Origin of the sequence: Pseudomonas atacamensis (assembly GCF_017167965.1) — a bacterium.
In the GTDB taxonomy this organism is placed as follows: Bacteria; Pseudomonadota; Gammaproteobacteria; order Pseudomonadales; family Pseudomonadaceae; genus Aquipseudomonas; species Aquipseudomonas atacamensis.
On sequence record NZ_CP070503.1, the window covers coordinates 2,896,070 to 2,921,432 of the forward strand.

Below are 25,363 nucleotides of genomic sequence, written 5' to 3' on the forward strand. Positions count from 1 at the left end.
CCGTTTGAATGAAGCGCGGGATTATAGCGGTAACTAACCATTCAGTTAACCGCAGTTTTGCCATGAAAACGTGCACTTCTGTGAATCAAGCGTGGTGCAGGATGGGCAAAACGCAAGTTGAGAGGGGTTTCTCGACGTTTCAGCGGGGATGGCGAGTCGGGCTTGCAGTTGCAATGCACATATACAAACACCGCGCTGAATTCACCCCTCATCGGAACGCCGCCCGCCCAGCCCTCTCCCCGAGGAGAGGGAGCAGATTTGTGGGCTTTTTAGGATATGTGTTCGACTCGGTATCTCAGGTCGGCGTTACTCGCGCATTCAGCTCGGTCAGTTCCTTCTCCCTCCGGGAGAGGGTTAGGGTGAGGGCGTTTCAGGATCGATCACGATGGCAACCTTGCCCTTTGCCCGGCCTTTTTCTACGTAGTGCAACGCGTCAGCTATCTGATCGAACGGAAAAGTACGATCAACCACCGGTTTGATCACTCCTGCCTCAATCAATGCAGTGATTTTTTGCAACTGAGCGCCATCGGCACGCATGAACAGAAACGAATAACCCACCCCACGCTTGCGTGCTTTACGTCGAATGCCGCTGCTGAGCAGGCGCATCACCAGCCCAAGCGGCCACGACAAACCCTGTTCCTGAGCGAACTGCGCAGTCGGCGGCCCTGACAGGGAAATCAGTTTCCCGCCCGGTTTCAACACCTTCAACGATTTCTCCAGCACATCGCCGCCGAGGCTATTGAGCACCACGTCGTAGTCGCGCAGCTCAATGGCGAAATCCTGCTGCTTGTAATCGATCACCACATCAGCGCCCAGCGCCTTGACCCACGCGACATTCGCCGTGCTGGTCGTAGTCGCAACAAAAGCGCCGAGGTGTTTGGCCATTTGAATGGCGACCGTGCCAACGCCACCGGAGCCGGCGTGAATCAGCACTTTCTGGCCTTTTTGCACGTTGGCGACTTCGACCAGTGCCTGCCATGCCGTCAACGCCACCAGCGGCATGCAAGCCGCCTCGGTCATGGCGAGATTGGCGGGTTTCAACGCGACCGCTGTTTCATCGACAGCGATGCGTTCGGCAAACGTGCCAATCCTGTTTTCAGGCGCACGCGCATAAACCTCATCGCCCGGCTTGAAACGCTTGACCGCCGCACCGGTGCTGAGCACCACGCCGGCGACATCGTTGCCCAATATCAAAGGCATTTGATAGGGCAGGATCATCTTGAATTCGCCGCTGCGAATCTTCAGATCCAGCGGGTTGACGCTGCTGGCGCGCACTTCGATCAGCACGTCGTGCGCGCCGACCTGCGGTTCCGGGATGTCGCCGATCCGTCCGTTCTGCTTGCCGTAGCGCTCGATGAAAAATGCCTTCATTGCGGATGCTCTTGTCGGTAGAAACCCGCCGGCATAGAGGCGGGTCTGGATGAGGTCAGGCCTGAGTCAGATAACGTTGCGCCACCGCCGACTGGCGGATCTGCCCCAACAGCCCCTGACGCGCCGCTTGCAAGGCATCCCAGCGCTCGCCTTCGTGCAGCGGCGGGATGGTCACGACTTCGCGACGGTCGAAACCGACCAGCGCGGCATCGACCATATCGCCGACTTCCATGATGTCGGTGAGGGTGTTGATGTCGATACCGGCGCGGTCCCAGATTTCCGTGCGAGTGGCCGCAGGCAATACGGCTTGCACATACACGCCTTGTGGCGACAGTTCCAGGCTCAGGCCCTGGGAGAGGAACAGTACGAACGCCTTGGTCGCGCCATACACCGACATGCCGAACTCCGGCGCCAGGCCCACCACCGAGCCGATGTTGATGATCGCGCCGTCGCCGGCCTTGGCCAGGCGCGGGGCGATGGCACTGGCCAAACGCACCAGCGCCGTGGTGTTCAGCGCGACCAGTTGCGCCACGCTGTCGGTGCTCTGCTCGATGAAGGTACCGGACTGCGCCGCGCCGGCATTGTTGACGAGGATACCGATGCGCGCGTCGTCACGCAGACGCGCCTCGACGGTTTGCAGGTCGCTCAGTTGCGTCAGGTCGGCCTGTAGCACTTCGACATTGACGTTGTGTTCAGCGCGCAAACCGGCAGCAAGGGTGTCCAGGCGCGCCTGGTCACGCGCGACCAGCACCAGATCGTGACCGCGCTGGGCGAAACGTGCGGCGTAGACCGCGCCGATGCCGGTGGAGGCGCCAGTGATCAGAACAGTAGGGCGAGTAGTCATGGTGTGGGCTCTTTGTCAGTTGAAGACTGATTGCGGGCCTTTAGGATGATGATCGAAATCTAACCTGTCAAGGTTTTGATTATGGCCAACATCTATGTATCATCGACCGATGAATTTTCAGCGCTGGAGGTATTCAACATGCGCGTATCCAAGGCTCAGGCTCAGGCCAATCGCGAGCACATTGTCGAAACCGCTTCGGTGATGTTCCGCGAACGCGGTTATGACGGGGTCGGCGTGGCTGACCTGATGGCGGCCGCCGGTTTTACTCACGGCGGTTTCTACAAACACTTCGGCTCCAAAGCCGACCTGATGGCCGAAGCCTCGGCCAACAGCCTGGCGCAGTCCACGGCCGCCGCCGAAAGCATGAGCGTGCAGGATTTCATCGACGTGTACGTGTCGCGCGAGCATCGCGATGGCCGTTCCACCGGTTGCACCATGGCAGCGTTGTGCGGCGATGCGGCGCGGCAGTCCGGGGACGTGAAAGCGGCGTTCGCTGAAGGCATCGAGCGCACGTTGCAGACGCTCGGCGAGAGATACCCGACGGCAGCGGATGCACCGCAAGGTGAGGGCAGGACCCGGATGATCGACCTGCTGGCCCGCGCCGTCGGGGCGATCATGCTGTCGCGGGCCTGCCCGGATGACTCGGCGCTGGCCGATGAGATTCTGGCGGTGTGTCACGCTTCGATGACTGAGTCGCTACCCGCGATCGAAACTGCGGAAGAAGCCACGCAGGACAGCTGAAGCGATCAGTGTTGGCGGTGCAGGGCCTTATCGAGTGCCGCCAGCAAAACCTCTTCTTCGAAGGGTTTGCACAGGCATTCAAACGCCTGGTAATGCCCGGACTCAGCCAGCGCCGCCTCGTCCCAATGGGCGGACATGCAGATCACCGGAAACTGTCGCGGCAGTTGGCGCATCACGTCGATGCCGGACAGGCCGGGCATACGCAGATCCAGCAGCAGGCAGTCGATTTCGGCGAAGTCGGCTTCGGCGAGAAACGCTTCGCCACTGGCATAAACCTGCGCGCGATAACCGACCGAACGCAGCAGATTCGACAGGCTTTTGCGCACCGACGCGTCGTCATCGACGATGCAGACAATCGTCGGTCGGGTGTTCTCGATCGCCATCGGGCGACCCGCCGGGCCGCTCACGACAGGCTCGATGGGCCAGGCGAAGGCGCAGCGCTGATCAGTCCGTAGAGTTCGACGAGGTTGACCAGCGAGCGGGTCTGCATCTTCGCCATGATGTGTTTGCGATGAACCTTGGCGGTCACTTCACTGGTGCCCAACTGGTTGGCGATCTGCTTGTTCGACAGGCCACCGACAATCAGCGGCAGCACCTCGCGCTCACGCGGTGTCAGCTGCGCCGCCAATTGCCGCACGTGCTGAACCCGTTGCCATTGGTTGAACGCCGTCGCGGCTTGTTGACGGGTGCTGCGCAGAATGCCAAGCAGTTCATCGTCATTGAATGGCTTGGTCAGGAACTCCACCGCCCCGGCCTTCATCGCCTGCACCGACATCGGAATCGTGCCGTGGCCGGTCATGAAGATCACCGGCCACGGCAAGCCGCGCTCGTTCAGCGCCGCCTGCAATTGCAGGCCTGTGGTTTCGGGCAGGCTGACGTCGAGCAACAGGCACGCCGGGCCATTGGCGATGTCGGCCTCTAGCAGCTCTTCGGCGGACTGGAAAATCCGGTGCTCGATGCCTTCGGCGCGCAACAAGCGGCTCAATGCACTGCGCACGCAGGCCTCATCGTCAACGATGAACACCGGCACCGATTGCGTATCGACCAACGGCGGCTGCGCCACCATCGGCGCCGAGGCCAGGGCGTTGAACACGGGCAGTTTGGGTTCGCGGTCTTTCAATAATCGGTAACCTCGACGGGCAACCGTCTGGATGATTTCTTTTTCCCCGAGCAGTTTACGCAGCGAGGAAATCTGCACTTGCAGATTGTTCTCTTCGACGACGATGTCCGGCCACACCTGATTGATCAGCTCGTCCTTGCTGACGATGCGCCCATCGGCCTGCATCAGTACCGAAAGTATTTCGAACGCCCGCCCGCCCATGCGCAAGGGCCGGCCATCGAGAAAGGCTTCGCGCCGTTCCAAAGAAATCGTGGCTTGGCCGAGTCGGATCATGCGGGCCTCTGCGTTGCGGTGAGAAGGACAGGGCGCGGGCGCCGGGTTATCAGGTTCGTACGCTAGGGGACGGCCTGGCATAAAGCAATTATCCCGAGGGATAAGACGTGCGCTTGTATAGCGCAAGAAACAGCCGCGCAAGGCTCTGGACGGCCATCTTGAGGCTGCGGACGGACATCAGCGCAGCGGCTGGCCCTCTGGCAAAAAAACGCTGGGTATACTTCGCCACCAGCCTGAATCCCATTTCCAGCGGTGAATGCGTATGCCCGGCCAGCCATCCTCCTCTGCAATTTCCCGCGTGGCCGATGCGCCGATGCTCGATGAAGCATGGCTGGAGAGCTGTCGGTTCAGTCTGCTGCGCCGTGACCATGAACTGACCTGGTTCAGCCTTGAAGACGGCCGCTCGGGCCAGAGCTGGTTCGCCGTGCGTGCGCCGATCCAGCGTCCGGCGCTGTGCCAGCGGCTGGAGCGCGATTTCCATTTGCAGTTGCCTTCGCAGTGGGCGCTCAACCCGCTCGCGCTGATTCGCTCGGCGGACGGGCCGGTGTTGGTCTACCCGCAATGGGGCGCGCCGCTGGCTGGACTGATCGACGCCGCCGGCTTACCACTCGGACGGGTGTTGAATATCGCCGTCGCCGCCGCCAATGCGCTGGTCCACTCCAGGCATACCGAAACGGCGCAAAAACCTGTGGGAGCGAGCCTGCTCGCGAAAGCGTCATTCCAGCCGACAACACCCTTGACTGACCCACCACTTTCGCGAGCAGGCTCGCTCCCACAGGGTTCTTTATTGCCTTGGCATCTGCTGGTCTATGCCGACGACAGCGTCAGGCTGATGGGCTTTCACACCCACGCGCAGGAAACGCCGGCGACCGAACTGCCGAGCCTGGAACACTGGCCTTATCTGGCGCCGGAACAGCTGCAGCGCGACGGCGTCGATTCCGATGAGCGCAGCGACGTCTATGCGCTGTCGGCAATCATCTACGAGGCGCTGACCGGGCGCCCGCCGCTGATCGCTCGCGACGCCTCGCAATGGTTGCATGTGCACGCCGCCGTCCAGCCATTGTCGCCAGCGCAATATCAACCCGACCTGCCGCAAGGCATTTGCCATGTGCTGCTCAAGGGCCTGGCCAAGGAGCCGGACGCGCGCTATCAAAGCATCGAATCGCTGGCCGCCGATCTGACCTGGTGCCTGCGCCAATGGCAGAAAAAAGGCCAGATCGAAGCGTTCCGCCTCGGTGCTTTCGATGCTCGCGCAACGGCCACGCGCGGCGATGTGCTGTTTGGTCGTGATGACGAACGTCAGCAGCTGCTTGAACAGATCCGGCGCGTGCGCAGCGACGGCATCGCTCGGGTGCTGCTGGTTGCCGGCGCACCGGGAGCGGGGAAGTCGACGCTGATCCAGCAACTCCTGCGTAGCCAGGCACCCGGTTATTGGGCCAGCGGCAAGATCGAACTGCTGAACAATGACCGGCCCTTCGCGCCGCTGGCGCAGATTTTTCAGTCTCTGATCAGCCAAGTGTTGACCAAGCCCACGCTGGCCTTGCAGGCCTTGGCCGAGCAACTGCGCGAAACCCTCAAGGGCCGTGGCCGCTTGCTGCTGGACCTGGCACCGGAAGCCGAACTGCTGATCGGCGCCACCGCCGAACTGCCGAACATGCCGGCGCGCCACGCCCTGGATCGGGTCAATCGGGCGCTGCTTGATGTGCTCGAAGTCTTTGCGCAACCGGGGCATCCGCTGCTGCTGTTTATCGACGACTTGCAGTGGGCTGACGACTCGACGCAGGCGTTTCTCAAAGCCTTTATCGGCCGACCGACGCGGCATCTGCTGCTGGTTCTGGCGTATCGCGAGGGCGAGTTGACGGAGCATCCGGGCGGCTGGCTCGATGAGATGCGCAGAGCACCCGCGCTGCCAGTCAGTGACCTTCGACTAGGGCCGCTGTCGGTGCAGGCCGTTGCGCAACTGACGGCGGTCGAACTCGATGCTGACGTCGACAACCTCGAGGCGCTGGCCCGCGTCGTGCACTTCAAAACCGCCGGCAATCCGTTCTTCGTCAGCCAGGTCGCGCGCGCGCTGGTGGACGAGCGTCTGCTGCGTTTCGACGCGACGACGCGGCGCTGGGTGTGGAATCAGGCCGAAGTGAACGGCTATCGCTACGCCGACAACGTGGCCGAATTGATGGTGCAACGCTTGCTGCGTCTGCCGGTCAGTGCCCGTGAAGTGTTGCGCACCGCGGGTTACGTTGGTGGCCGCTGTGACGAAACGCTGTTGGGCGATTTGCTGGGGGACGATCCGGCGCAATTGCTGCGTGACGTGGATTATCTGGTCAGCGCCGGATTTCTCCTGCGCGAGCCTGGCCAACTGGTGTTTCCCCACGATCGGGTGTTGGAAGCCGCCGCTGCGCTGACCGCACCGGCCGGGCGTTCGGCTGAGCATGCGCGCATCGCTGCCGCCATGCTCGATCAATGCGGCGAGCAGCGGCAGGCGCGGGTCTTCGACATCGCCAGTCAGATTCAGCGCAGCGCCGGCAATGCGCTGCAAGCGCCTCGACGCGCTGAGTTCATCCAGTTATTGCTCGAAGCTGCCGAGCGCGCCCGCGATAGTGCCGCTGTCGAGCAGGCCGTGGATTATCTGCGCAGCGCCGAGGTGTTACTCGGCGACAACGGCTGGACGCAGCTCTACCCGCAAGCCTTCGCGGCGCGCTGGCTGGCAGCCGACTGCGCGATGTTGCTGGCGGATCTGCCCGGCGCGCAACAGCGTCTTGACGATTGCCTGGAACACGCTGCCACCGTGCTGGACCGGGCGAAAACCTACCGCCTGCGCGCCAGCCTGCGCACCTTGCATTCCGATTACCACGGCGCGATCGGCGAAGCTCTGGCCGGTCTTGCGTTGCTCGACATCGACCTGCAGCGACAACCCTCGAAGGCGCAACTGGGCGAAGCGTTCGAACGGGTTCGGCAATTGGTCGGTGCGCGACGGATCGCTGAGTTGACGGCAGTGCCCAAAGCCAATGAGCCGCGAATCGAAATGGCCATGGAACTGCTGAGCACGCTGATCGCCTCGTTCTTCGTGCAGGACGACATTGCTTTTCTGCACTTGGCGAAGATGGTCGAACTGACTTTGCTCCATGGCACCACGCCGAGCAGCGGCTACGGTTTCGCCTGGTACGGCGTGATGATCGCCGACCGTTATGGCGAGTATCTGGACGGTGTTGCTTTCGCCGAACTGGCGCTTGATCTGACTGATCTGCACGGCTATGAGGCGGGGCGCACCGGCACGCTGGTGGCGCTGGATCAGGTCAGCGCGTGGACCCGGCCGATGGCCTACGCGCGGCAGAAGGCCTTCGCCGCGTTTGAGTGCGGTCAGGCCGGCGGCGATCTGGGCATGTCGTGTTACGCCTGCAACCACATCGGCTCCGATCTGCTGTTCATGGGCGAGCCGCTGCCAAACGTGTTGAACGAGCTGGACGTCGGCCTGAGTTGGGTGCGGCAGTTTCACTACATCGACATCGAGCGCATTCTGCTGGCGCAACAGGCGTTTGCCAGCGATTTGCGCAATGGGCCTGAGCCTCGTTCGATCGCAATGCTGGATGCTTTGGAACATGACCGTTTTGGCCCGCTGCATCGCGACCGTGTCTCACAGCCGACGCTGTTGTGGATGTGGTTGTATTCGGGCATGTCGGCGTTGTATTTCGGCGAAGTGCGTTACGCGTTGCGCCGTTTCGAAGACGCCGAGGCGTTGACCTGGTCGCTGCCGGCGCACATTGATCTGGCGCATTACTGCCTGTTCTACAGCTTGGCACTGGCCAGTCCCGAGGCGCCGGGCTCTGTTGCCGAAAAATTGCAGAAACTGGAGCAGCAACGGCAGCGTTTTCTGCCTTGGGTCGAGCTCAATCCTTCGACCTTCAGCAACAAACTGCTGCTGATCGAAGGCGCGATGGCCCGCGTGCGCGGCGAAGGGCTGGCCGCCATTCGCTGCTTCGACCAAGCGCAAATCGCGGCGGCCGCTGCCGGATTTATCCATGAGCAAGCACTGGCACATGAGCAACTGGCCGAGGTCTGCCTGACCAACGGCCTGGTCTCCGGCACGCATCATCACCTGCGTGTTGCGCGCGACTGCTATGTGCTGTGGGGCGCTGAAGCCAAGGCGCGCCAGCTCGAAGCGCAGCATCCGTTTCTCGCCCACGAGCATTCCCTGGAAGCGGGAACGCCGGTGACGCGGGTGCGCCTTGATCTGGAAGTCGGCATTGAAGCGGCACGCGCGGTCTCGCAAGAGGTGTTGCTTGATCGGCTGGTGGAGACCTTGATGAATCACTTGATGATTCAGGCGGGTGCCGATCGCGGCGCGCTGCTGTTGGTCGCCGAGGGTGAGTTGCAATTGGCCGCTGCCGCGCATGTCGAGGCGGGCAACGTGCGGGTCAGTCAGGACAACGATCGCTCGCTGGAGCAGATCGCGCCGGTTTCAGTACTCAATTCGACCATGCGCACGCGCACGCCGCTGGTGCTCGACGATGCCCGCGCCGACTGCCCGCAAGCCTACAGCGCCGACCTGCGCGAGCGGCAGACGCGCTCGCTGATGTGCCTGCCGTTGCTCAAGCAGGGCGCGCTGATCGGTCTGGTGTATCTGGAAAACAGCCTGGTACCGAAGCTGTTCAGCGCCGAACGCCTGACCATGTTGGAAATCCTCGCCTCGCAGGCAGCGGTGTCGCTGCAGACCGCGCGGCTGTATGCGCAACTGGTCGAAGACAATCGCTTGCGCGCGCAGATGGAAGCCGACTTGCGTAGTTCGCGGGCGGAACTGGCGCGCAACTCGCACCTGAAAATGATGGGTGAACTGTCGGCCTCGATCGCCCACGAAATCAGCCAGCCATTGCTGGGGATTTCATCGAACGCCTCGGCCAGTCTGCGCTGGCTCAAGCGCGACACGCCTGATCTCGACGAGGCTATTCAGGGACTGGAAGACATTCGCTCCGACAGCGCCCGTGCCACCGAGATCGTCCAGGCCTTGCGCGCATTGGCCAGGCAGGCGCCGTTGCAACGATTGCCGGTGTCGATTGACGCGTTGATCGGTGAGGTCGTGCAACTGACGGCCAGCGATGTGCACAATCGCGGGGTGAGCTTGCACACGCAACTCAACGCTGCTGACCCGGTGCTGGGGGATCGGGTGCAGATCCAGCAGGTGATCTACAACCTGATCGTCAACGCGCTGGAAGCGATGGCTGGGCAGGGCGTGACTGACGGGCGCCTGGTGATTGAGTCGACGCTGTCCGATGGGCAGGTCTGCGTGGCTTTTCAAGACAACGGGCCGGGGATCGCCGAGCATCAGCGTGAAGAAATTTTCGATGCGTTCTTCACCACCAAGGGCAGCGGCATGGGCATGGGCCTGGCGATTTGCCGAACGGTGATAGGCGCCCATGGCGGGACTTTGCGCGTGGAAGACAGCGCAGAGGGCGCGCGGATCTGCTTCAGACTGCCGCTTGCGCCGGACGCCAGGATCAAAAGCCCCTCACCCTAACCCTCTCCCGGAGGGAGAGGGGACTGACCGAGGTGTTTGGGGGAGATACGCCGACGTGCAATACCGAGTTGAATTCAGGTTTGGCAAAAACAAAAGCCCCTCACCCTAACCCTCTCCCGGAGGGAGAGGGGACTGACCGGGGTGTTTGGGGGAGATACGCCGACGTGAAAGTCCGAGTTGAACTCAGGATTGGAAAAGCACACAAATCGGCTCCCTCTCCTCGGGGAGAGGGCTGGGGTGAGGGGTGAATTCACCGCCACTCCAATGCCGAACGGCGGTGCGCCGTTCAAAAAAAAGCCGCGAAAAATCGCGGCCAAAAGGAAGGAGTGAACAAAACCCTTTGAAATCCGACTCAGGGCCGCAGTTCCGTCAAGCGCTGGCCCATCGTCGAATTCAGCAACCCATCGCTGAGCCGCCAGACATCCGCATCCACCAGCGCCACCCGCGCTCCGCACATCAGTTGGCGCCAGACCTTCGGCGGCATCCCCACCATGCGCCCGAACGTGCGGGTGAAGTGCGAGTGATCGGAAAATCCGCATTCATAAACAATCTCGGTAATCGCCATCGAGGTCAGCAACAGCCCTTTGGCTTTGTCGATCTTCATCTTCAGCATCCATTCCTGAGGCGAGTAGCCGGTGACGATCTTGAACGCCCGGGAAAAGTGGCTGCGTGAAAGATTGCAATGTTCGGCAATCTCGCTGACGCGCAGGCTGCGGCTCAGATCGTGCAGCATGTAGGCCTTGGCGCGGCGTTCCTGCCAGCCGGACAGTGCGCCCAGTGGGCGCGCCAGGTGGCAGGAAGGGTCTGACTTCACCGATTGCGGGTTCATGGCGGCTCTCCTGATCGATGGGCAAAGTCTGGCCGCAGGCTTTATTTAAAGTCCTTAAACAAACCTTAAAAGTTATGAAGCCCAAGCCTCAGGCGTGAAACGGATAATCGACGTAACCACGCTGATCGCCGCCGAAGAAGCTGCTCGGATCCGGCGTGTTCAACTCAAGCCCGTCGTGCAGCCGACGCGGCAGATCCGGGTTGGCCAAAAATGGCCGGCCAAAGGCAATGATGTCGGCGCGATCGGCGCTCAAGGCCAGTTCGGCGGATTCAGCGTCGTAACCGCCAGCGAGGATCAGCACGCCGTTCCAGGTCTGGCGCAACTGGGCGATGATCGCGTCCCAGCGCGGATCAAAGTTTTCGTCCTTGACCGTGCCGACCATGGCCGGCTCGACCAGATGCAGGTAGGCCAGATTCCACTGGTTGAGCGCCTCGACCAGATAACCGAAGGTCGCTTCAGGCGTGTCATCGCCCATGCCCATGAAGCGGCCCATTGGCGTCAGACGCACGCCGACGCGCTCGGCGCCGACTTCATCAGCGACGGCGGCGACCACTTCGAGCAGAAACCGCGCACGGTTTTCCACACTGCCGCCATAGGCGTCATCACGCTGGTTGCTGTTGCTGTTGAGAAACTGGTCGAGCAGATAACCGTTGCCGGCATGGATCTCCACGCCGTCCATGCCAGCGTTCAACGCGTTGCGCGCAGCGCGGCGATAGTCTTCGACGATGTCGGCGATTTCCGCTGTTTCGAGGGCGCGCGGCACTGGCACATCACCCCACACGCCATTGCCTTGTTCATCGACGATAAAGGTCTTGCCCGGCACAGGCAGGGCGCTCGGCGCCACCGGCAAACCGGCGTCCGGCTGGAAGCTGGGATGCGAGACCCGGCCGACGTGCCACAGCTGCATGAAGATCAGACCGTTCGCCGCGTGCACCGCGGTGCTGACTTCGCGCCAGGCCTGCACTTGCGCATCGGTGTAGATCCCCGGCGTCCACGCATAGCCCTGGCCCTGTTGGGAAATCTGCGTGGCCTCGGTAATGATCAGCGCAGCACTGGCGCGTTGGCGGTAGTACTCGGCGTTCATTGCGGTCGGCACGTCGCCCGGCTGGCCAGCGCGCGAGCGGGTCAAGGGCGCCATCACCACACGATGGGCAAGGGTGTAAGGGCCGAGGGCGATGGGTTGGAACAGGCGACGGGTCATGGGTAGCTCCGGATGTCGATGAGTAGGGTTCAAGTGCGGCAGCCAGGTGCCGCGCGCTGTGCAGGTAACTTAACCGGGGGTGGCGGGGCTGATAATCCGTGGCCGGCGCTAAGCAGTTTTGCGCGCAACGCAACGGCACCCGCGCTCATCGCTGATGAACGCGGGCGTGGTTCAGGCGGGTTGGGTCGAGCGAGTCAGCGGCAGATTCAGCCAGCGCCGGCCGGTGGCATTGCTGACCGCGTTGCCGAGAGCAGCAGCCATTGGCCCTTGGACGATTTCGGCAGCACCGAGGAAGGGTTCGCCCGGTTGATCGAGCAGGTGCACGTCGACTTTTTTCGGCAATTGCGTGAAACGCAGAATTGGATAACCGCTCCAGTCATAGCTGCGAATGCCGCCGGCGTCGTAGGCGACTTTTTCGTAGAGCGTCCAGCTGGCCGACTGGACGATGCCGCCCTCGACCTGATTGCGCAGGCCATCGGGGCTGACGATCTGGCCGACGTCGACCGCCGTCACCACATGATCGACACGGATCTCACCAGTCTGCGGATGCACCCGCAGCTTCACCGCGAGGGCGCAGTAACCCATGATGTTCTTGTAGCGGGCGAAGGCAAAACCGATCCCCGCGCCGGGCTCGCTGCTCTTGTGGGGCCAGCCGATTTCGTCACGCACGCGCTCAATCACAGCCCGGGCACGTGGGTCGCTCAGATGCGCCAGGCGCAACGCCAGCGGATCGAGCCCGGCCTTGATCGCCAACTCATCAATACCTGCCTCGATGGCGAAGATGTTGATGTGCGCACCCAGCGAGCGCATGGCCGAAGTGCGGAACGGCATGGTGGTGACGAAATTCATGTTGATCCGCGTCGCGCCCAGCTCGTACAGCGGCACCGCGTTGCGATCGCCATCACCTTCGGGCTGGGCGATTGGCACCGACGGCGCCGAGGCGAAGGGTTTCGCCAACAGGCGTGCCGGCAGCAGGCGACCAGCGTTGACGATGCGTTCGTTGTGCGGGGTGGTCCACAGCTCGTAGTTCCAGTCCTGCAAACGGCCCTGACTGAGGCCGGCATCGATTTCGGTGACCATCGCCGAACTGTACGGCTCCCAGAGATTTTCCTGCTCGCGCATCCATTGCACCCTGACCGGCGTGCCCGGCAGGCGCATGGCGATCAGCGCGGCATCGGCGGCGGCATCATCGGCGCCGTTGTGGCCGTAGCAACCCGAGCCTTCGGTATGAATGCAGCGTACGCGTTCCGGCGGCAGACGCAGCATCTCGGCGATACCGGCGCGCAGCGGATAGACGCCCTGGGTGTGGGTCCACACTGTGAGCACGCCGTCGTTGAACCAGGCCACCGCACAGGACGGGCCGATCGAACCGTGCATCAAGTACTGCTTGGTCACCCGCGCCTTGAAGCGCGTTTCGGTCGCGCCGCCGGCATTGCCGTTGTTGCTGATCGGATAGCGCTTGGAGGGCAATTGCTTGAGCAAATCGTGAATCCCGGCGGCTTCGGGAATCGCCTCGCCACCACTCCACTTGGCACTTTCAATGCCGCTGCGCATGGCCTTGATCGCTTGCCACTCATCACGGGCGACCACGGCCAGATAATTGCCGTCGCGAATCACTTTGACCACGCCGCTCAACGCCTCGACGGACGCGGCATCGAACGCCTGAAGCGTGCAGCCGGGACGCGGCGGGCGAATCACCCGCGCATGCAGCATGCCCGGCAAGCGCATGTCCTGCACAAATGCCGCGCCACCGCTGACCTTGGCCGGGATGTCCAGGCGCGGCAGGTTGTGGCCGATCAGTTTGAAATCGGCCGCCGCCATCGCCGGTGATTGCGCCTTGGCGTACTGGTGCACATCGACATGCTTGACCGCGTCGGCATATGCCATGCGCTGACCATTCGGCCCTTCGATGATGCCGTCGCGAGTGCTCAGTTGCGCAGCATCGACTTGCCAACTGCGCGCAGCGGCATCGACGAGCATTTCCCGCACTTGCGCGGCAGCGTTGTACAGCGCGGTGCCGCTGTCGAAAATGCTGTGGCTGCCGGCGGTGTAGCCTTCGTTGGGCGTCAGCGCGGTGTCGGCGGTGAGCAAGTTGATCGCGCTGGCCGGCACCTGCAAACGCTCGGCAGCGATTTGCAGCAACGCGGTTTTCACCCCGGTGCCCAGTTCGACCTTGCCTGTGTACACGGTGATCCCGTCGGCACCGATGCGAATCCACGCGTCGAGGTATGGGTTGGTGCGCAAGCTGCCGGGCAGATCGGGGGCCAGCACTACGGTGCCGAGGGTGTCGACTTCGGTGTCGGCCAAGACACGCCGCGCTACCGGCATCAGCGTAAAAGCCATGAGCAACGCGCCGCCACGCAGGAAGGCCCGGCGGCTGGGGTTCAAGCCGTTTGCTTCGCTCATGTCAGGCTCCCGTTGTGCCCAGCCACCTGTTTGATCGCCTCGATAATGCGCAAGTGCGTGCCGCAACGGCACAGATTGCCGGCCATGTGTTCGCGGATGGTTTGTTCGTCCGGGTGCGGATCGCGTTCGAGCAACGCCTGCGCGCGCATCAGCATGCCGGCGATGCAGTAACCGCATTGCGCGGCCTGCTTGTCGATGAATGCCGCTTGCAACGGGCCGGGTTTGTCTGCGCTGCCGAGGCTTTCCACGGTGCGGATTTTTTTCCCTTCAAGGCCTGCGCACGGCGTGAGGCAGGCGAACACCGGTTGGTCGTCGACGATCACCGTGCACGCGCCGCACTGGCCCAGGCCGCAGCCGTACTTGGCGCCGTTGAGGTTCAAGTGGTTGCGCAGCGCATACAGCAGCGGCATGTCCGGCTCCAGATTAAGCGCTTGGGCGGCTCCATTGACGGTGAGAGTGATCTGGCTCATTTCGTCTCCTGACGTAACGCTTCAATAGTGGAAGAAAGGTCGGTCCATGGCTCTTCGGGTTTGGCTTGCTCGCGCAGATACGCGGCGAGTGCGCCGAGCTGGGCGTTGTCGAGGCTGGCGGCGAATGGCGGCATCACCGGGCCGGGGGCGCCGGGAATGGCGGGCACGCCTTCGAGCACGGTTTTGAGAAAGTTGCGCGAGCTGGCCGCTTGCAGCGCCGAAGTGCCTTGCAGGCCCGGGCGGCCGTCGATTTCGCGCATCGGCGCGGCGGGTGCGTGACATCCGGCGCAGGCGCTACTGAAGAGCAGGGCGCCGGTTGTGTGATCCGCTGGACTGCTTGGCGGCTTTTGCGCGGTAGTTTCGCTCACCGCTTGCGGGTTTTGCAGGCTCAGCAGGTAGTCGGCAATTGCCTCGGCTTCACTGGCCGGCAAGCGCGCCAGACTCAGGCTGACCGGACGCATCGGGCCGGCGGGTGTGCCTTGGCCATCGACGACATCGGCGCGCAGATAGCCGACCAATTGCTCGCGATTCCACGGATTGGCGCGCTGCCCGAGGCCGACCAGGGCCGGCGCTTCCCAGCCATCAACGCTGCCGCCCTGCAGATATTGCGAGGATTTCTCCGCGCCGATCAGGTTCAGCGGCGAATGGCAGCCGGCGCAGTGGCCCGGGCCGTCGACCAGATAGCGTCCGCGATTCCATGCCGCGCTGTGTTCGGCCAGCGGCGTGAGCGGCTCGCCATGCAGAAACAGCAGATTCCAGAACGACACCAGCGGGCGGATGTTCATCGGGAAGTTCATCTGGTTCTGCCGCGCCGGGGCGTGTACGGCGGGGCCGCTCATCAAGTAGGCATAGGCGTCGGCGATGTCTTCGGAGCTCATGCGCCGGTAGTGCACGTAAGGAAACGCCGGGTAGAGAAAGTGGCCGTCGCGGGCAATGCCTTCGCGCATCGCCCGCTCGAAGGCCGGCAATGACCATTCGCCGATGCCGGTCTGCGCATCCGGGGTGATGTTGGTGCTGTACAGCGTGCCGAACGGCGTCACCAGCGGCAGCCCGCCGGCCAGGTATTCGCCGCCGGGGCGGGTATGGCACACCGCGCAGTCGCCGGCCTCGACCACCCGTGCGCCGCGTTGCAACTGCGCAGTATCGAATGACGTCGGCCGTTTGATTGGCGCGATCGCCGGGCGCCACATCAGCGCGACGGCGACGATCAGGCCGATCACCGCGAGCACGGCGACGCTGATCCACAGGGTTCTGGATTTGAGCAAATGGCTGTTCATGGTCGGCAGAAAAATGCGGCGGACAGTGGCAGGACGAGTGCAGTGCGGGTCATGGAAACGCTCCTTGTAGCAACCGGGGAAGGGCGCCGATGCGGACGTCAGCGCCAGGGCCAAAGCGTAGAGAAGACCCTTGCAGCGGAGAATCACCGGCCCGCGCAACAGCGCGTTGCGCCACAAGCAACGTTGCGCGCCACGCATCAGTGCGTTGCCAGTGGCACGGATTCTCGCTGCCGTCGGCTGACCGTAGCCTTGGCACAACTTTCCCGAACTCAACGAGGTGTCACCATGCTTACGGGCAACCCTGCCGTTGCGGCCCCGGCCGAACAGCCTGCTTCACTCTCCGGCCTGATGGTCGCGTTTCTGGCCTTCTGCTGCGGCGCGGTCGTCGCCAACCTGTATTACGCACAACCCATCGTCGAGCTGATCGCGCCGCAGATCGGCCTGTCCAGCGCCAATGCCAGCCTGATCGTCTCGCTGACGCAGTTCGGTTACGCGCTGGGCTTGTTGCTGCTGGTGCCGCTGGCTGACCTGATGGAAAACCGCCGTCTGGTGGTCGGCTTCACCCTCGCTGCGAGTGTCACGCTGCTGTGCGCTGGCCTGACCCATTCGCCGTCGCTGTTTCTGCTGCTTTCTTTGCTGATCGGCCTGACATCCGTAGCGGTGCAGATTCTCGTGCCGCTGGCCGCACATTTGGCACCGGAAGCCAGCCGGGGGCGCGTCGTCGGCAATATCATGAGCGGCCTGCTCCTGGGGATTCTGCTGTCGCGGCCGCTGTCGAGTCTGTTGGTTGAAGTGTTCGGCTGGCGCGGGGTGTTTTACAGCGCGGCGGCACTGATGGCGGTGATCGCGCTGATTACCGCTGTGGCACTGCCGCGCCGGGTGCCGACGCACAAGGCCACTTATCTCGCGTTGATCGGTTCGGTGTTTGCCCTGGCCCGGCGCTTTTCTGTGTTGCGCCAGCGTTCGCTGTATCAGGGTTTGCTGTTCGCCAGTTTCAGCCTGTTCTGGACCCTCGCGCCAATTGAGCTGATGCGTCATCACGGCTTCAGCCAGGCGCAAGTCGCGATCTTCGCCCTGGTCGGCGCGGTGGGTGCGATTGCCGCGCCGATTGCCGGGCGTCTGGCCGATGCCGGGCACGGTCGTCGCGGTACCTTGGTGGCGTTGCTGCTGGCGCCGCTGTCGCTGTTGATCGCCGCGTTGCCGGGCAGTGGTTACGTGTGGCTGGTGGTCTGTGCGGTGCTGCTGGACTTTGCCGTGCAATTGAATATGGTCCTCGGCCAGCGTGAGGTCTACGCCCTCGACCCGCACAGCCGCGCCCGCCTGAATGCGGTGTACATGACCAGCATTTTCGTTGGCGGCGCCCTCGGCTCACTGGTCGCCAGCCCGCTGTACGAACACTTCGGCTGGAACCTCTCTGCCGTCGCCGTAGCGGTGTTGCCGGCGCTGGCGCTGGCGTTGTTCCTGAGTCGCAAGGCTGATGTCTGAGGTCGCGATGAGGCCCGGCAAGCACGACGATACAAGACGTGTGGCGGGCACTGATGCACAATCAGCGGCGTTCCCTCACCACCGGATCCCGCTTATGGACAAGTTGCTGGCCTTGAAGATGTTTGTTGAAACCGTGCGCTGCGGGGGCTATTCCTCGGCGGCGCGCAAGCTTGGGATTTCGACGTCTTCGGTGACACGGCAAGTGGCCGGCCTGGAAAACGAGTTGGGCGCCAGCCTGCTCAATCGCACCACGCGCAATACCAGCGTGACCGTCGCTGGCCAGACCTATTTCGAGAAGGCCGTGGCCATTCTCGATGCCATCGACGAAGCCGATGCGGTGGTCGCCGATCGTGGCAGTGATGCCCAGGGCCGCTTGCGTATCAGTGTGCCGGTGGAGTTTGGCCGGCGACTGATTGCGCCGCACCTGAGCCGCTTGCTTGAACGCCATCCCGGGCTGGAGATCAGTCTGTCGCTGAGCGATCAGGTCAGCGATTTGCTCAGCGAGCAGATCGACGTTTCAGTGCGGCTCGGCTCGACGGTGGTCAGCGAGGACATCGTCAGCAAACGCGTCGGCCACTTTCAGCGTTGGATTGTCGCCAGCCCGGATTATCTGGCGCGCAGCGGCGTGCTGGAGCATCCGCGGGATCTGCTCGAGCACCAGTGCCTGCGCTTCGACTACGGCGGCAGCCATCACCACTGGACCTTTCAGGGCGACGAAGAGCCGATTCAGCTCAACGTCCAGGGTCGCCTGCAAAGCAACAACGCCGACATCCTGCGCGAAGCGGCGATTGGCGGTGGCGGTGTGGCGCTGCTCGCCGACTGGCTGGTGCGTGACGACGTCACCGCCGGGCGCCTGACGCGCTTGCTTGAGCACTACGAGGTCAATCCTGGCAGCGCCAGCAGTTGCATCAACGCGTTGTACCTGCCCAACCACCGTGGTTCGAGCCGGATCAACGTGTTCATCGATTTTCTCGTAGAAATCCTCAAACCCGCTGCTTAGCACTGCACACTCTGTTGCTGCAGCCGCTGCACACTGCTTGTATGCTTGCGCCCCGGAACACGTGGCCGCCGTGAGTGCCGACGTTCGAATGATGGCTGGAATGGATACCGGACTTCCTTAAGGTACTGACGTGAAGCGTGATACTCGCCTTGTAATGCTCCTGCTGCTGGTGATCGGCTGTTCCCTGACTTCGCTGACAATCTGGAAAGTCTGGTCTTCGCGCGAGCGTGCGCTGGCGGAAGTCGACGTGCATGGCCTGAACCTGACCCAGGCGCTCAACACCTACACCGAAGGCATCGTCCGGCAAAGCTCGCTGCTCTTGCTCGGGCTGGTCGAACGTCTGGAAACCGAGGGCAACGGCCCGGCGCAGATTCAGCGCATCCAGAGCCTGATCGACCGCCAGCAGCCGCTGATGCCACAGCTCAGCGGCATCACCATTTATGACCGGCACGGCCATTGGCTGATGTCCTCCAACCGACCGATTCCCGAGGGCGCCAACAGCAGCGACCGCGCCTATTTCATTCATCACCGTGACAGCCCGAGCCGCGAGCCGTTCATTGGCCCGCCGATCCAGAGCCGTGCCAATCACGAATGGGTGGTGACCATCAGTCGGCGCTTCAACGACGATGGCGGGCAGTTCGCTGGCGTGGTAGCGGTGACGCTGGGGGTGGAGAACTTCCTGCGGGTGTTCGGCAAACTCGACGTTGGCCAGGACGGCGCGATCGGTCTGTCTTACACCGATGGCACGCTGCTGGTGCGCTACCCGTTTCGCGAGCAGGACATGGGCCGCAATTTCTCCAGTTCGCCGATCTACGCCAAATACCTCGTCGACCGTTCGGTCGGCACTGCCTCCTACACCTCCAGCCTCGACGGTGTCGAACGTCTGTACGCGTTCCGCAAAAGTGAGACCCTGCCGCTGATCACCACCGTCGCCCTGGGCAAGGATGAAGCGCTGGCGGCGTGGCGTATCGAAGCGGCGCTGTCGGCGGTGGTAGTGACCGGACTGCTCGGGCTGACCGGGCTGATCGGCTGGTTCCTGATCCTTGATATCCGCCGCCGGACTGAGGCTGAAGAGGCGTTGCGCGATGCCCAGCAGCAGTTGCTCGCGTCCAATCGACAGCTGGAATTGCTGGCAATGAAAGATGCGCTGACCGGCCTGGCCAACCGCCGCTGCTTCGATGAAACCCTGGCGGTGGAAGCGCGGCGGGCGCAGCGTGACGGCACCACGCTGGCCTTGCTGATGATCGATATCGACCACTTCAAATTGTTCAACGATGCCTTGGGCCACGTTGCTGGCGATGCCTGCCTGCAAGCGGTCAGCAAGATTCTTGAAGGCTGCGTGCGACGCCCCTCGGATCTGGTCGCACGCTACGGTGGCGAGGAAATTGCGGTGATCATGCCGGCCACCGACAGCGCCGGGGCGACGGTGGTGGCGCAGTTGATGCTTGAGCGTTTGCAGCAGGCGAACATCGCCCACCCGGGCAGTCCGTTTGCTCGGATTACGGTGAGTATCGGTATGGCGGTGGGGACGGGCGCTCAGCTGGATTCGCTGCCGGCGTTGATCCAAACCGCCGATCAGGCGCTGTACCGGGCGAAAGCGGCGGGGCGCAACGGGATGGCCGGGCAGGCCTGAGGCGCACTAGAAAGCTTCGCCGGTATCCAGTTTCGCCAACAGCATTTGTCCGCGTTGCCACAGTGCATCCTGCTTGGCCAGCGGCATGCGGTCGAGGTTCTTGTACATCATGCCCATGCGCTGATTGCCGCGCAGGATGTCGCCGTGGCGCATGAGGAAATGCCAGTACAACGCATTGAACGGGCAGGCATCGTCCGCGCTGCTTTCCTTGACCTTGTAGGCGCAGTCGCCGCAGTAATCCGACATTCGATTGATGTACTGGCCGCTGGCGCAGTAAGGCTTGGAGCCGAGGTAACCGCCGTCGGCGTGCATGACCATGCCAAGGGTGTTGGGCAGTTCGACCCAGTCGAAGGCGTCCATGTAGATCGCCAGGTACCACTCACAGATTTCCTTCGGCGCAATCCCGGCGAGCAAGGCAAAGTTGCCGGTGACCATCAGCCGCTGGATGTGGTGCGCGTAGGCATGTTGCAGGCTTTGGCCGATGGCCTGGCGCATGCAATTCATCTGCGTTTCACCCGTCCAGTAGAACTCCGGCAGCGGACGCGTGTTGCCAAACACATTGCCCTCGGCGTAATCCGGCATCTTCAGCCAGTACACACCGCGCACGTATTCGCGCCAGCCGATCAACTGTCGAATGAAGCCTTCGGCAGCGTTGAGGCCGATGCTCCCCGACCAGTACGCCGCCTCGACATCGCTGCACAGCTGGCGCAAATCGAGCAGGCCGATGTTCAGCGCGGCACTGATCCGCGCGTGAAACAGGAACGGTTCGTCGCTGGCCATGGCGTCCTGGTAATCACCGAAGCCGGCCAGCGCATAGTCGAGAAAGTATTGCCACAGGGCCTGGGCATCGGCGTGGGTCACCGGGTAATTGAAGTCATCCAGCGTGCCGTAATGGCTGGCGAAGCGCTCGCCGACCAATACCAGCACCTCTTGGGTGATTGCGTCATTGGCGAAACGCGCCGGGTAGGGCGGTTTGGCGTGTTTGGGCAGCGCCTTGCGATTCTCCGCATCGAAATTCCACGCACCGCCGACCGGCGTGCCGTCGCCATTGAGCAGCAGCCGACTCTTGCGCCGCATCTCGCGGTAGAAAAACTCCATGCGCAGCTGCTTCTTGCCGCTGGCCCAATTGGAGAACTCTTCGCGGGAGCAGAGGAAACGGCTGTCTGAATGCCAGTGCACGGGCAAGCCCGAATCTTTGATTGACTGCTCAAGGCGCCAGTCGCCGCATTCGGTGATATGAATCTGTTCGGCGCCGGTGAGGGTTTGCCAGCGCTGCAATTCGCCGGGGATGGAGCCGCTGTTATCCGGGTCGTCGAGGCGGACGTATTGGACGCGGTAGCCTTTATCGCGCAACGCCTCGGCAAAGTGACGCATGGCGCTGAAGATCAGGGCGATTTTTTGCGGATGATGAGCGACGTGGGTCGCTTCCTCCATGACCTCGACCATCAGCAGCAGGTCGTGCTGGGGATCGAGTGGCTGCAGGGAGGCCAGGTCGAAGGACAGCTGGTCGCCGAGGATCAGGAGCAAGCGGTGGGCAGGGGGCATGGAGCGAAATCCGGTCAGCGATTCGAACTCCAATAGTTATACAAATATTTTGTGATGTATAGGTTTTGGCAGCAACTGACATCCTATTGTGGGAGCGAGCCTGCTCGCGAAAGCGTCCTGTCAGCAAATACAAATGCTGACTGACACACCGCCTTCGCGAGCAGGCTCGCTCCCACAGGGATTTGGGTGGGGTTCTTAAGCGGGGTAGGTCGGATAGTCGATATAACCCTCGGCACCGCCGCCATACACCGTCGCCGGATTCAACTGATTCAACGGCCAGTCATTGGCAATCCGCGCCGGCAGGTCCGGGTTGGCCATGAACGGTCGGCCAAACGCGACCAGATCCGCCAGCCCCGACTCAAGCAATTGCGCGCCGGTTTTGGCGGTGTAGCGACCGGCATAAATGATCGCGCCGCTGAACGTGTCGCGCACGGCCTGGCGAAAGGTCTGCGGCATCGCTGGCGCGTTGTCCCAGTCGGCTTCGGCGATCGACAGGTAGGCGATGCCGACGTCTTCAAGAATCTTGATCGCCGCAATGTAAGTTGTGTGCGGATCTTCCTCGACCAGGCCCAGATACGTCCGCGCTTCATCGGTGGTAGTGAACAGCGGCGCAAACCGCACACCGACCTTGTCCTTGCCGATGCATTCGGCGACGCCGGCCACCACTTCGCGCAAGAAGCGCAAGCGATTGTCCAGCGAGCCGCCGTACTGGTCGGTGCGCAGGTTGCTGTGGGCGGAGATGAACTGGTTGACCAGATAACCGTTGGCGCAATGCAGTTCGATGCCGTCGAAACCCGCATCCATCGCGTTGCGCGCGGCCTGGATGTACAGCTGAATCAGTTCCTGCACTTCATCGGTGCTCAACGCCCGCGGAGCCGATGGCGGCACCAGTTCACCGACACCGGGCGCGGTTTCGATGAACACGCTGACGCGGTCCGTCGCCACCGCAGAGGCCGACACCGGCGCGTCGCCGTTGGGCTGCAACGCCGTGTGCGAGACCCGACCGACATGCCAGAGCTGGGCGAAGATCACACCATCCACGGCGTGCACCGCCTCGGTGACTTTGCGCCAACCGGCGATCTGCTCCGGCGTATGAATGCCCGGCGTCCAAGCATAACCCTGACCGCGCGGTTCGATCTGCGTGCCTTCGGTGACCAGCAAACCGGCACCGGCGCGCTGCTGGTAATACTCGGCCATCAACTCGTTGGCGACATTGCCCGGTTGTGTGCTGCGCTGGCGGGTGAGGGGCGGCAGAACGATGCGGTTTTTCAGGGTGTGGGCGCCCAATTTGGCAGGCGTGAAGAAAGCGTTATTCATGGAGTAAGCCTTGAATCTGATTAGACCAGTCGACTAGTGACTGGGCAAAAAAACAACGCCGGGCTGTACGCACACGGCGTTGATCGGGTTGGAGCGATGGATTCAGCCGAGCATCTTCAACAGCTTTTCGGCAACGGCGGCGGAGCTGGCCGGGTTCTGGCCGGTGACCAGTTGACCGTCACCCACCACGTGAACTTGCCAGTCGGCGACTTTCGAGTAACGCCCGCCCAGACGCTGGAACTCGTCTTCGATGAGGAACGGCACCACGTCAGTCAGGCCGACCGCCGCTTCTTCGGCATTGGTGAAGCCGGTGACATCACGGCCCTTGACGATTGGCTGGCCGTCAGCGCGCACCACATGACGCAACACGCCGGGTGCGTGGCAGACAAAACCGTGGGGCTTGTTGGCGCGGTCGAAGGCTTCGATCAGCGCGATCGAGGCCTTGTCTTCGGCCAGATCCCACAGCGGGCCGTGGCCACCTGGGTAGAACACTGCGTCGAAATCTTCGGCCTTCACATCAGCCAGACGACCGGTGCTGGCCAACGCTTGTTGCGCCGCCGGATCAGCGCGGAAGCGATCGGTTTCGGCAGTCTGCGCGCTTGGCTCATCGCTTTTCGGATCGAGCGGCGGCTGGCCGCCGGCGGGCGATACCAGCGTGACGTCGGCGCCGGCGTCCTTGAAGGCAAAGTAGGGCGCGGCGAACTCTTCCAGCCAGAAACCGGTTTTCTTGCCAGTGTTGCCGAGTTGATCGTGGGAAGTCAGAACCATCAAGATTTTCATAGAGCACCCTTGGGTTGGTCTGGCATCGGCAGAAGGCGAGGGATTCGCTTGTTGTCGGTGCCGCATGAATTTGTGTGTCGGGGCGCAGCATAGTTTCCAATTAGACCAGTCGTCTAGTAATTTTTTCAGAAAATGTTTTTGCCCGTCGGTTATGGCAAACTCCCGGTCCTGAAAACTATACGACTGGTCTATTGTCTGGAATTTTGCGCACCATGAAGCCGACCTTTGACGACACCCGCCAACACTTGCTCGACACCGGCCACCGGATGATGGCCGAGAAGGGCTTCACCAGCGTCGGCCTCAACGAGATCCTGCAGACCGCCGGCGTGCCCAAGGGCTCGTTCTATCACTACTTCAAATCCAAGGAGTTGTACGGCCAGGCGCTGCTCGAGGATTACTTCGTCGACTACCTCGCCGACATGGAGCGCCGCCTGACATTGCCTAGGCTGTCTGCCTTCGAGCGTTTGATGGATTACTGGCAGGGCTGGCAGAACCGCTGCACCCTCGAAGGCCATGGCGATGAATGCCTGGTGGTGAAACTCAGCGCCGAAGTCGCCGACCTCTCCGAATCAATGCGCCTGACACTGCGCGACGGCGCCGAACGCATCGTCGCGCGCATCACCGAATGCATCGAACAAGGCCAGACCGACAAAAGCCTGCCGGAGGGCGATGCGCGGAAGTTGGCGGAGACGCTGTATCAGCTCTGGCTCGGCGCCAGTTTGCTGAACAAATTGCAGCGCACCGGACAGTCGCTGGAAACCTCGATGGCGATGACCCGGCAGTTGTTGCAAGTCTGAGCCTCGCCGCTGGTTCCTGTAGGAGTGAGCCTGCTCGCGAAGACGGCGGCACATCCAACATCTTCTTTAACTGACCCAATGCATTCGCGAGCAGGCTCGCTCCCACAGGTTTTCGCGGCGTGTGCCAAATCCCGGCGACACGCAAAATCCACTGTGGGAGCGAGCCTGCTCGCGAAGACGGCGGCACATCCAACATCTTCTTTAACTGACCCAACGCCTTCGCGAGCAAGCTCGCTCCCACAGGTTTTCGCGGCATGTGCCAAATCCCGGCGACACGCAAAATCCAGTGTGGGAGCGAGCCTGCTCGCGAAGACGTCGGCACATTCAACATCTTCATCGCCTGACCCAACGCATTCGCGAGCAGGCTCGCTCCCACAGGGGACCTGCGTTGCTTGTTTGATTGGGGTTCTGCAGGCCATCAGTACTCAGGCAGGTCCGCCGTTCTTGTCCGGCAGTTGGGCAAACCACTGCGCATACGGTGTATTGCTCACTTTGAATCGGTCGTAATCCGGGCTGCCGTCATCCCACCACACCGGCCCGCGTTCACCCAGCGCGACTTTGGCCTCGTTGACGCGAGCTCTCGCTGACTTCAACGCCTGTGCATCCTCCGCACGCTTTGCCTCTTTGACCGCACGCCGCGCTGACATGAGTTCGGCTACAAATGCCTCACGCTCGGCGGCTGGCAGTGATGGATTGCTGCAACGCCACAGCTGTTGCTTGACCACAAAATAGCGGCCATCGGGGGTGGTGGGGTACATGGGC

19 protein-coding genes are annotated in these 25,363 nt (G+C 62.4%); 6 read left to right on the forward strand and 13 right to left on the reverse strand.

Annotation, left to right across the window (positions count from 1 at the left end):
* Nucleotides 1–354 precede the first annotated feature (354 nt).
* Nucleotides 355–1,371 (reverse strand): NADP-dependent oxidoreductase, encoded by a 1,017-nt coding sequence (locus JWU58_RS13180; protein ID WP_206422132.1) that lies wholly within the window; start codon nucleotides 1,369–1,371, stop codon nucleotides 355–357.
* Nucleotides 1,372–1,426: 55 nt separating this feature from the next.
* Nucleotides 1,427–2,215 (reverse strand): SDR family NAD(P)-dependent oxidoreductase, encoded by a 789-nt coding sequence (locus JWU58_RS13185; protein WP_071172509.1) that lies wholly within the window; start codon nucleotides 2,213–2,215, stop codon nucleotides 1,427–1,429.
* 138 nt (nucleotides 2,216–2,353) lie between these two features.
* On the opposite strand from JWU58_RS13185, the gene JWU58_RS13190 reads away from it, so the two are divergent.
* Nucleotides 2,354–2,956 (forward strand): TetR/AcrR family transcriptional regulator, encoded by a 603-nt coding sequence (locus tag JWU58_RS13190; protein ID WP_206422182.1) that lies wholly within the window; start codon nucleotides 2,354–2,356, stop codon nucleotides 2,954–2,956.
* A 5-nt stretch (nucleotides 2,957–2,961) separates the two neighbouring features.
* On the opposite strand, the gene JWU58_RS13195 is transcribed toward JWU58_RS13190, so the two are convergent.
* Both JWU58_RS13195 and JWU58_RS13200 read right to left on the reverse strand, forming a co-directional pair.
* Nucleotides 2,962–3,339, reverse strand: a complete 378-nt coding sequence (locus JWU58_RS13195; RefSeq protein WP_206422183.1) for a response regulator transcription factor — start codon at nucleotides 3,337–3,339, stop codon at nucleotides 2,962–2,964.
* Between the two features lie 20 nt (nucleotides 3,340–3,359).
* Nucleotides 3,360–4,349, reverse strand: a complete 990-nt coding sequence (locus JWU58_RS13200; protein ID WP_206422133.1) for a response regulator — start codon at nucleotides 4,347–4,349, stop codon at nucleotides 3,360–3,362.
* A gap of 262 nt (nucleotides 4,350–4,611) precedes the next feature.
* Between JWU58_RS13200 and JWU58_RS13205 the strand changes: the two genes are divergently transcribed.
* Complete coding sequence (locus tag JWU58_RS13205) at nucleotides 4,612–9,861, forward strand: trifunctional serine/threonine-protein kinase/ATP-binding protein/sensor histidine kinase (RefSeq protein WP_241196165.1); 5,250 nt, start codon at nucleotides 4,612–4,614, stop codon at nucleotides 9,859–9,861.
* Between the two features lie 352 nt (nucleotides 9,862–10,213).
* On the opposite strand, the gene JWU58_RS13210 is transcribed toward JWU58_RS13205, so the two are convergent.
* The 5 genes from JWU58_RS13210 to JWU58_RS13230 all read right to left on the reverse strand — a co-directional run bounded on the left by JWU58_RS13210 (nucleotide 10,214) and on the right by JWU58_RS13230 (nucleotide 16,317).
* A complete protein-coding gene (locus JWU58_RS13210) occupies nucleotides 10,214–10,690 on the reverse strand; it encodes a helix-turn-helix domain-containing protein (RefSeq protein ID WP_241196166.1) in 477 nt (158 codons plus the stop codon).
* An 88-nt stretch (nucleotides 10,691–10,778) separates the two neighbouring features.
* On the reverse strand, nucleotides 10,779–11,891 hold the full coding sequence (locus tag JWU58_RS13215) for an alkene reductase (protein ID WP_206422134.1): 1,113 nt from the start codon (nucleotides 11,889–11,891) through the stop codon (nucleotides 10,779–10,781).
* 171 nt (nucleotides 11,892–12,062) lie between these two features.
* On the reverse strand, nucleotides 12,063–14,297 hold the full coding sequence (locus JWU58_RS13220) for a xanthine dehydrogenase family protein molybdopterin-binding subunit (RefSeq protein WP_206422135.1): 2,235 nt from the start codon (nucleotides 14,295–14,297) through the stop codon (nucleotides 12,063–12,065).
* Nucleotides 14,294–14,767, reverse strand: coding sequence for a (2Fe-2S)-binding protein (locus JWU58_RS13225; protein WP_206422136.1), 474 nt, complete (start codon nucleotides 14,765–14,767; stop codon nucleotides 14,294–14,296). Before JWU58_RS13225 ends, JWU58_RS13220 begins: the two co-directional genes overlap by 4 nt.
* Nucleotides 14,764–16,317, reverse strand: coding sequence for a c-type cytochrome (locus JWU58_RS13230; protein ID WP_420893286.1), 1,554 nt, complete (start codon nucleotides 16,315–16,317; stop codon nucleotides 14,764–14,766). Before JWU58_RS13230 ends, JWU58_RS13225 begins: the two co-directional genes overlap by 4 nt.
* Before the next feature lie 12 nt (nucleotides 16,318–16,329).
* Here JWU58_RS13230 and JWU58_RS13235 point away from each other — a divergent pair, with 12 nt between their 5' ends.
* From JWU58_RS13235 to JWU58_RS13245, 3 genes are all read left to right on the forward strand, one after another.
* Entirely contained in the window at nucleotides 16,330–17,529 is a 1,200-nt protein-coding gene (locus tag JWU58_RS13235; RefSeq protein WP_206422137.1) for an MFS transporter, read from the forward strand.
* 94 nt (nucleotides 17,530–17,623) lie between these two features.
* Nucleotides 17,624–18,529: a LysR family transcriptional regulator gene (locus tag JWU58_RS13240; protein WP_122692536.1), complete on the forward strand. Its 906-nt coding sequence runs from the start codon at nucleotides 17,624–17,626 to the stop codon at nucleotides 18,527–18,529.
* Nucleotides 18,530–18,659: 130 nt separating this feature from the next.
* A complete protein-coding gene (locus tag JWU58_RS13245) occupies nucleotides 18,660–20,162 on the forward strand; it encodes a sensor domain-containing diguanylate cyclase (RefSeq protein WP_206422138.1) in 1,503 nt (500 codons plus the stop codon).
* Nucleotides 20,163–20,168: 6 nt separating this feature from the next.
* On the opposite strand, the gene JWU58_RS13250 is transcribed toward JWU58_RS13245, so the two are convergent.
* From JWU58_RS13250 to JWU58_RS13260, 3 genes are all read right to left on the reverse strand, one after another.
* A complete protein-coding gene (locus JWU58_RS13250) occupies nucleotides 20,169–21,707 on the reverse strand; it encodes a cryptochrome/photolyase family protein (protein ID WP_206422139.1) in 1,539 nt (512 codons plus the stop codon).
* Between the two features lie 195 nt (nucleotides 21,708–21,902).
* Nucleotides 21,903–23,024 carry an alkene reductase gene (locus JWU58_RS13255; RefSeq protein ID WP_125927083.1) on the reverse strand — a complete coding sequence of 374 codons (1,122 nt, stop codon included), beginning with the start codon at nucleotides 23,022–23,024 and terminating at the stop codon, nucleotides 21,903–21,905.
* A gap of 102 nt (nucleotides 23,025–23,126) precedes the next feature.
* A complete protein-coding gene (locus JWU58_RS13260; protein WP_206422140.1) occupies nucleotides 23,127–23,804 on the reverse strand; it encodes a type 1 glutamine amidotransferase domain-containing protein in 678 nt (225 codons plus the stop codon).
* Nucleotides 23,805–24,016: 212 nt separating this feature from the next.
* Between JWU58_RS13260 and JWU58_RS13265 the strand changes: the two genes are divergently transcribed.
* Entirely contained in the window at nucleotides 24,017–24,601 is a 585-nt protein-coding gene (locus JWU58_RS13265; protein ID WP_206422141.1) for a TetR/AcrR family transcriptional regulator, read from the forward strand.
* A gap of 425 nt (nucleotides 24,602–25,026) precedes the next feature.
* Here JWU58_RS13265 and JWU58_RS13270 read toward each other — a convergent pair whose 3' ends face one another.
* Nucleotides 25,027–25,359, reverse strand: coding sequence for a hypothetical protein (locus tag JWU58_RS13270; RefSeq protein WP_123442436.1), 333 nt, complete (start codon nucleotides 25,357–25,359; stop codon nucleotides 25,027–25,029).
* Nucleotides 25,360–25,363 lie beyond the last annotated feature (4 nt).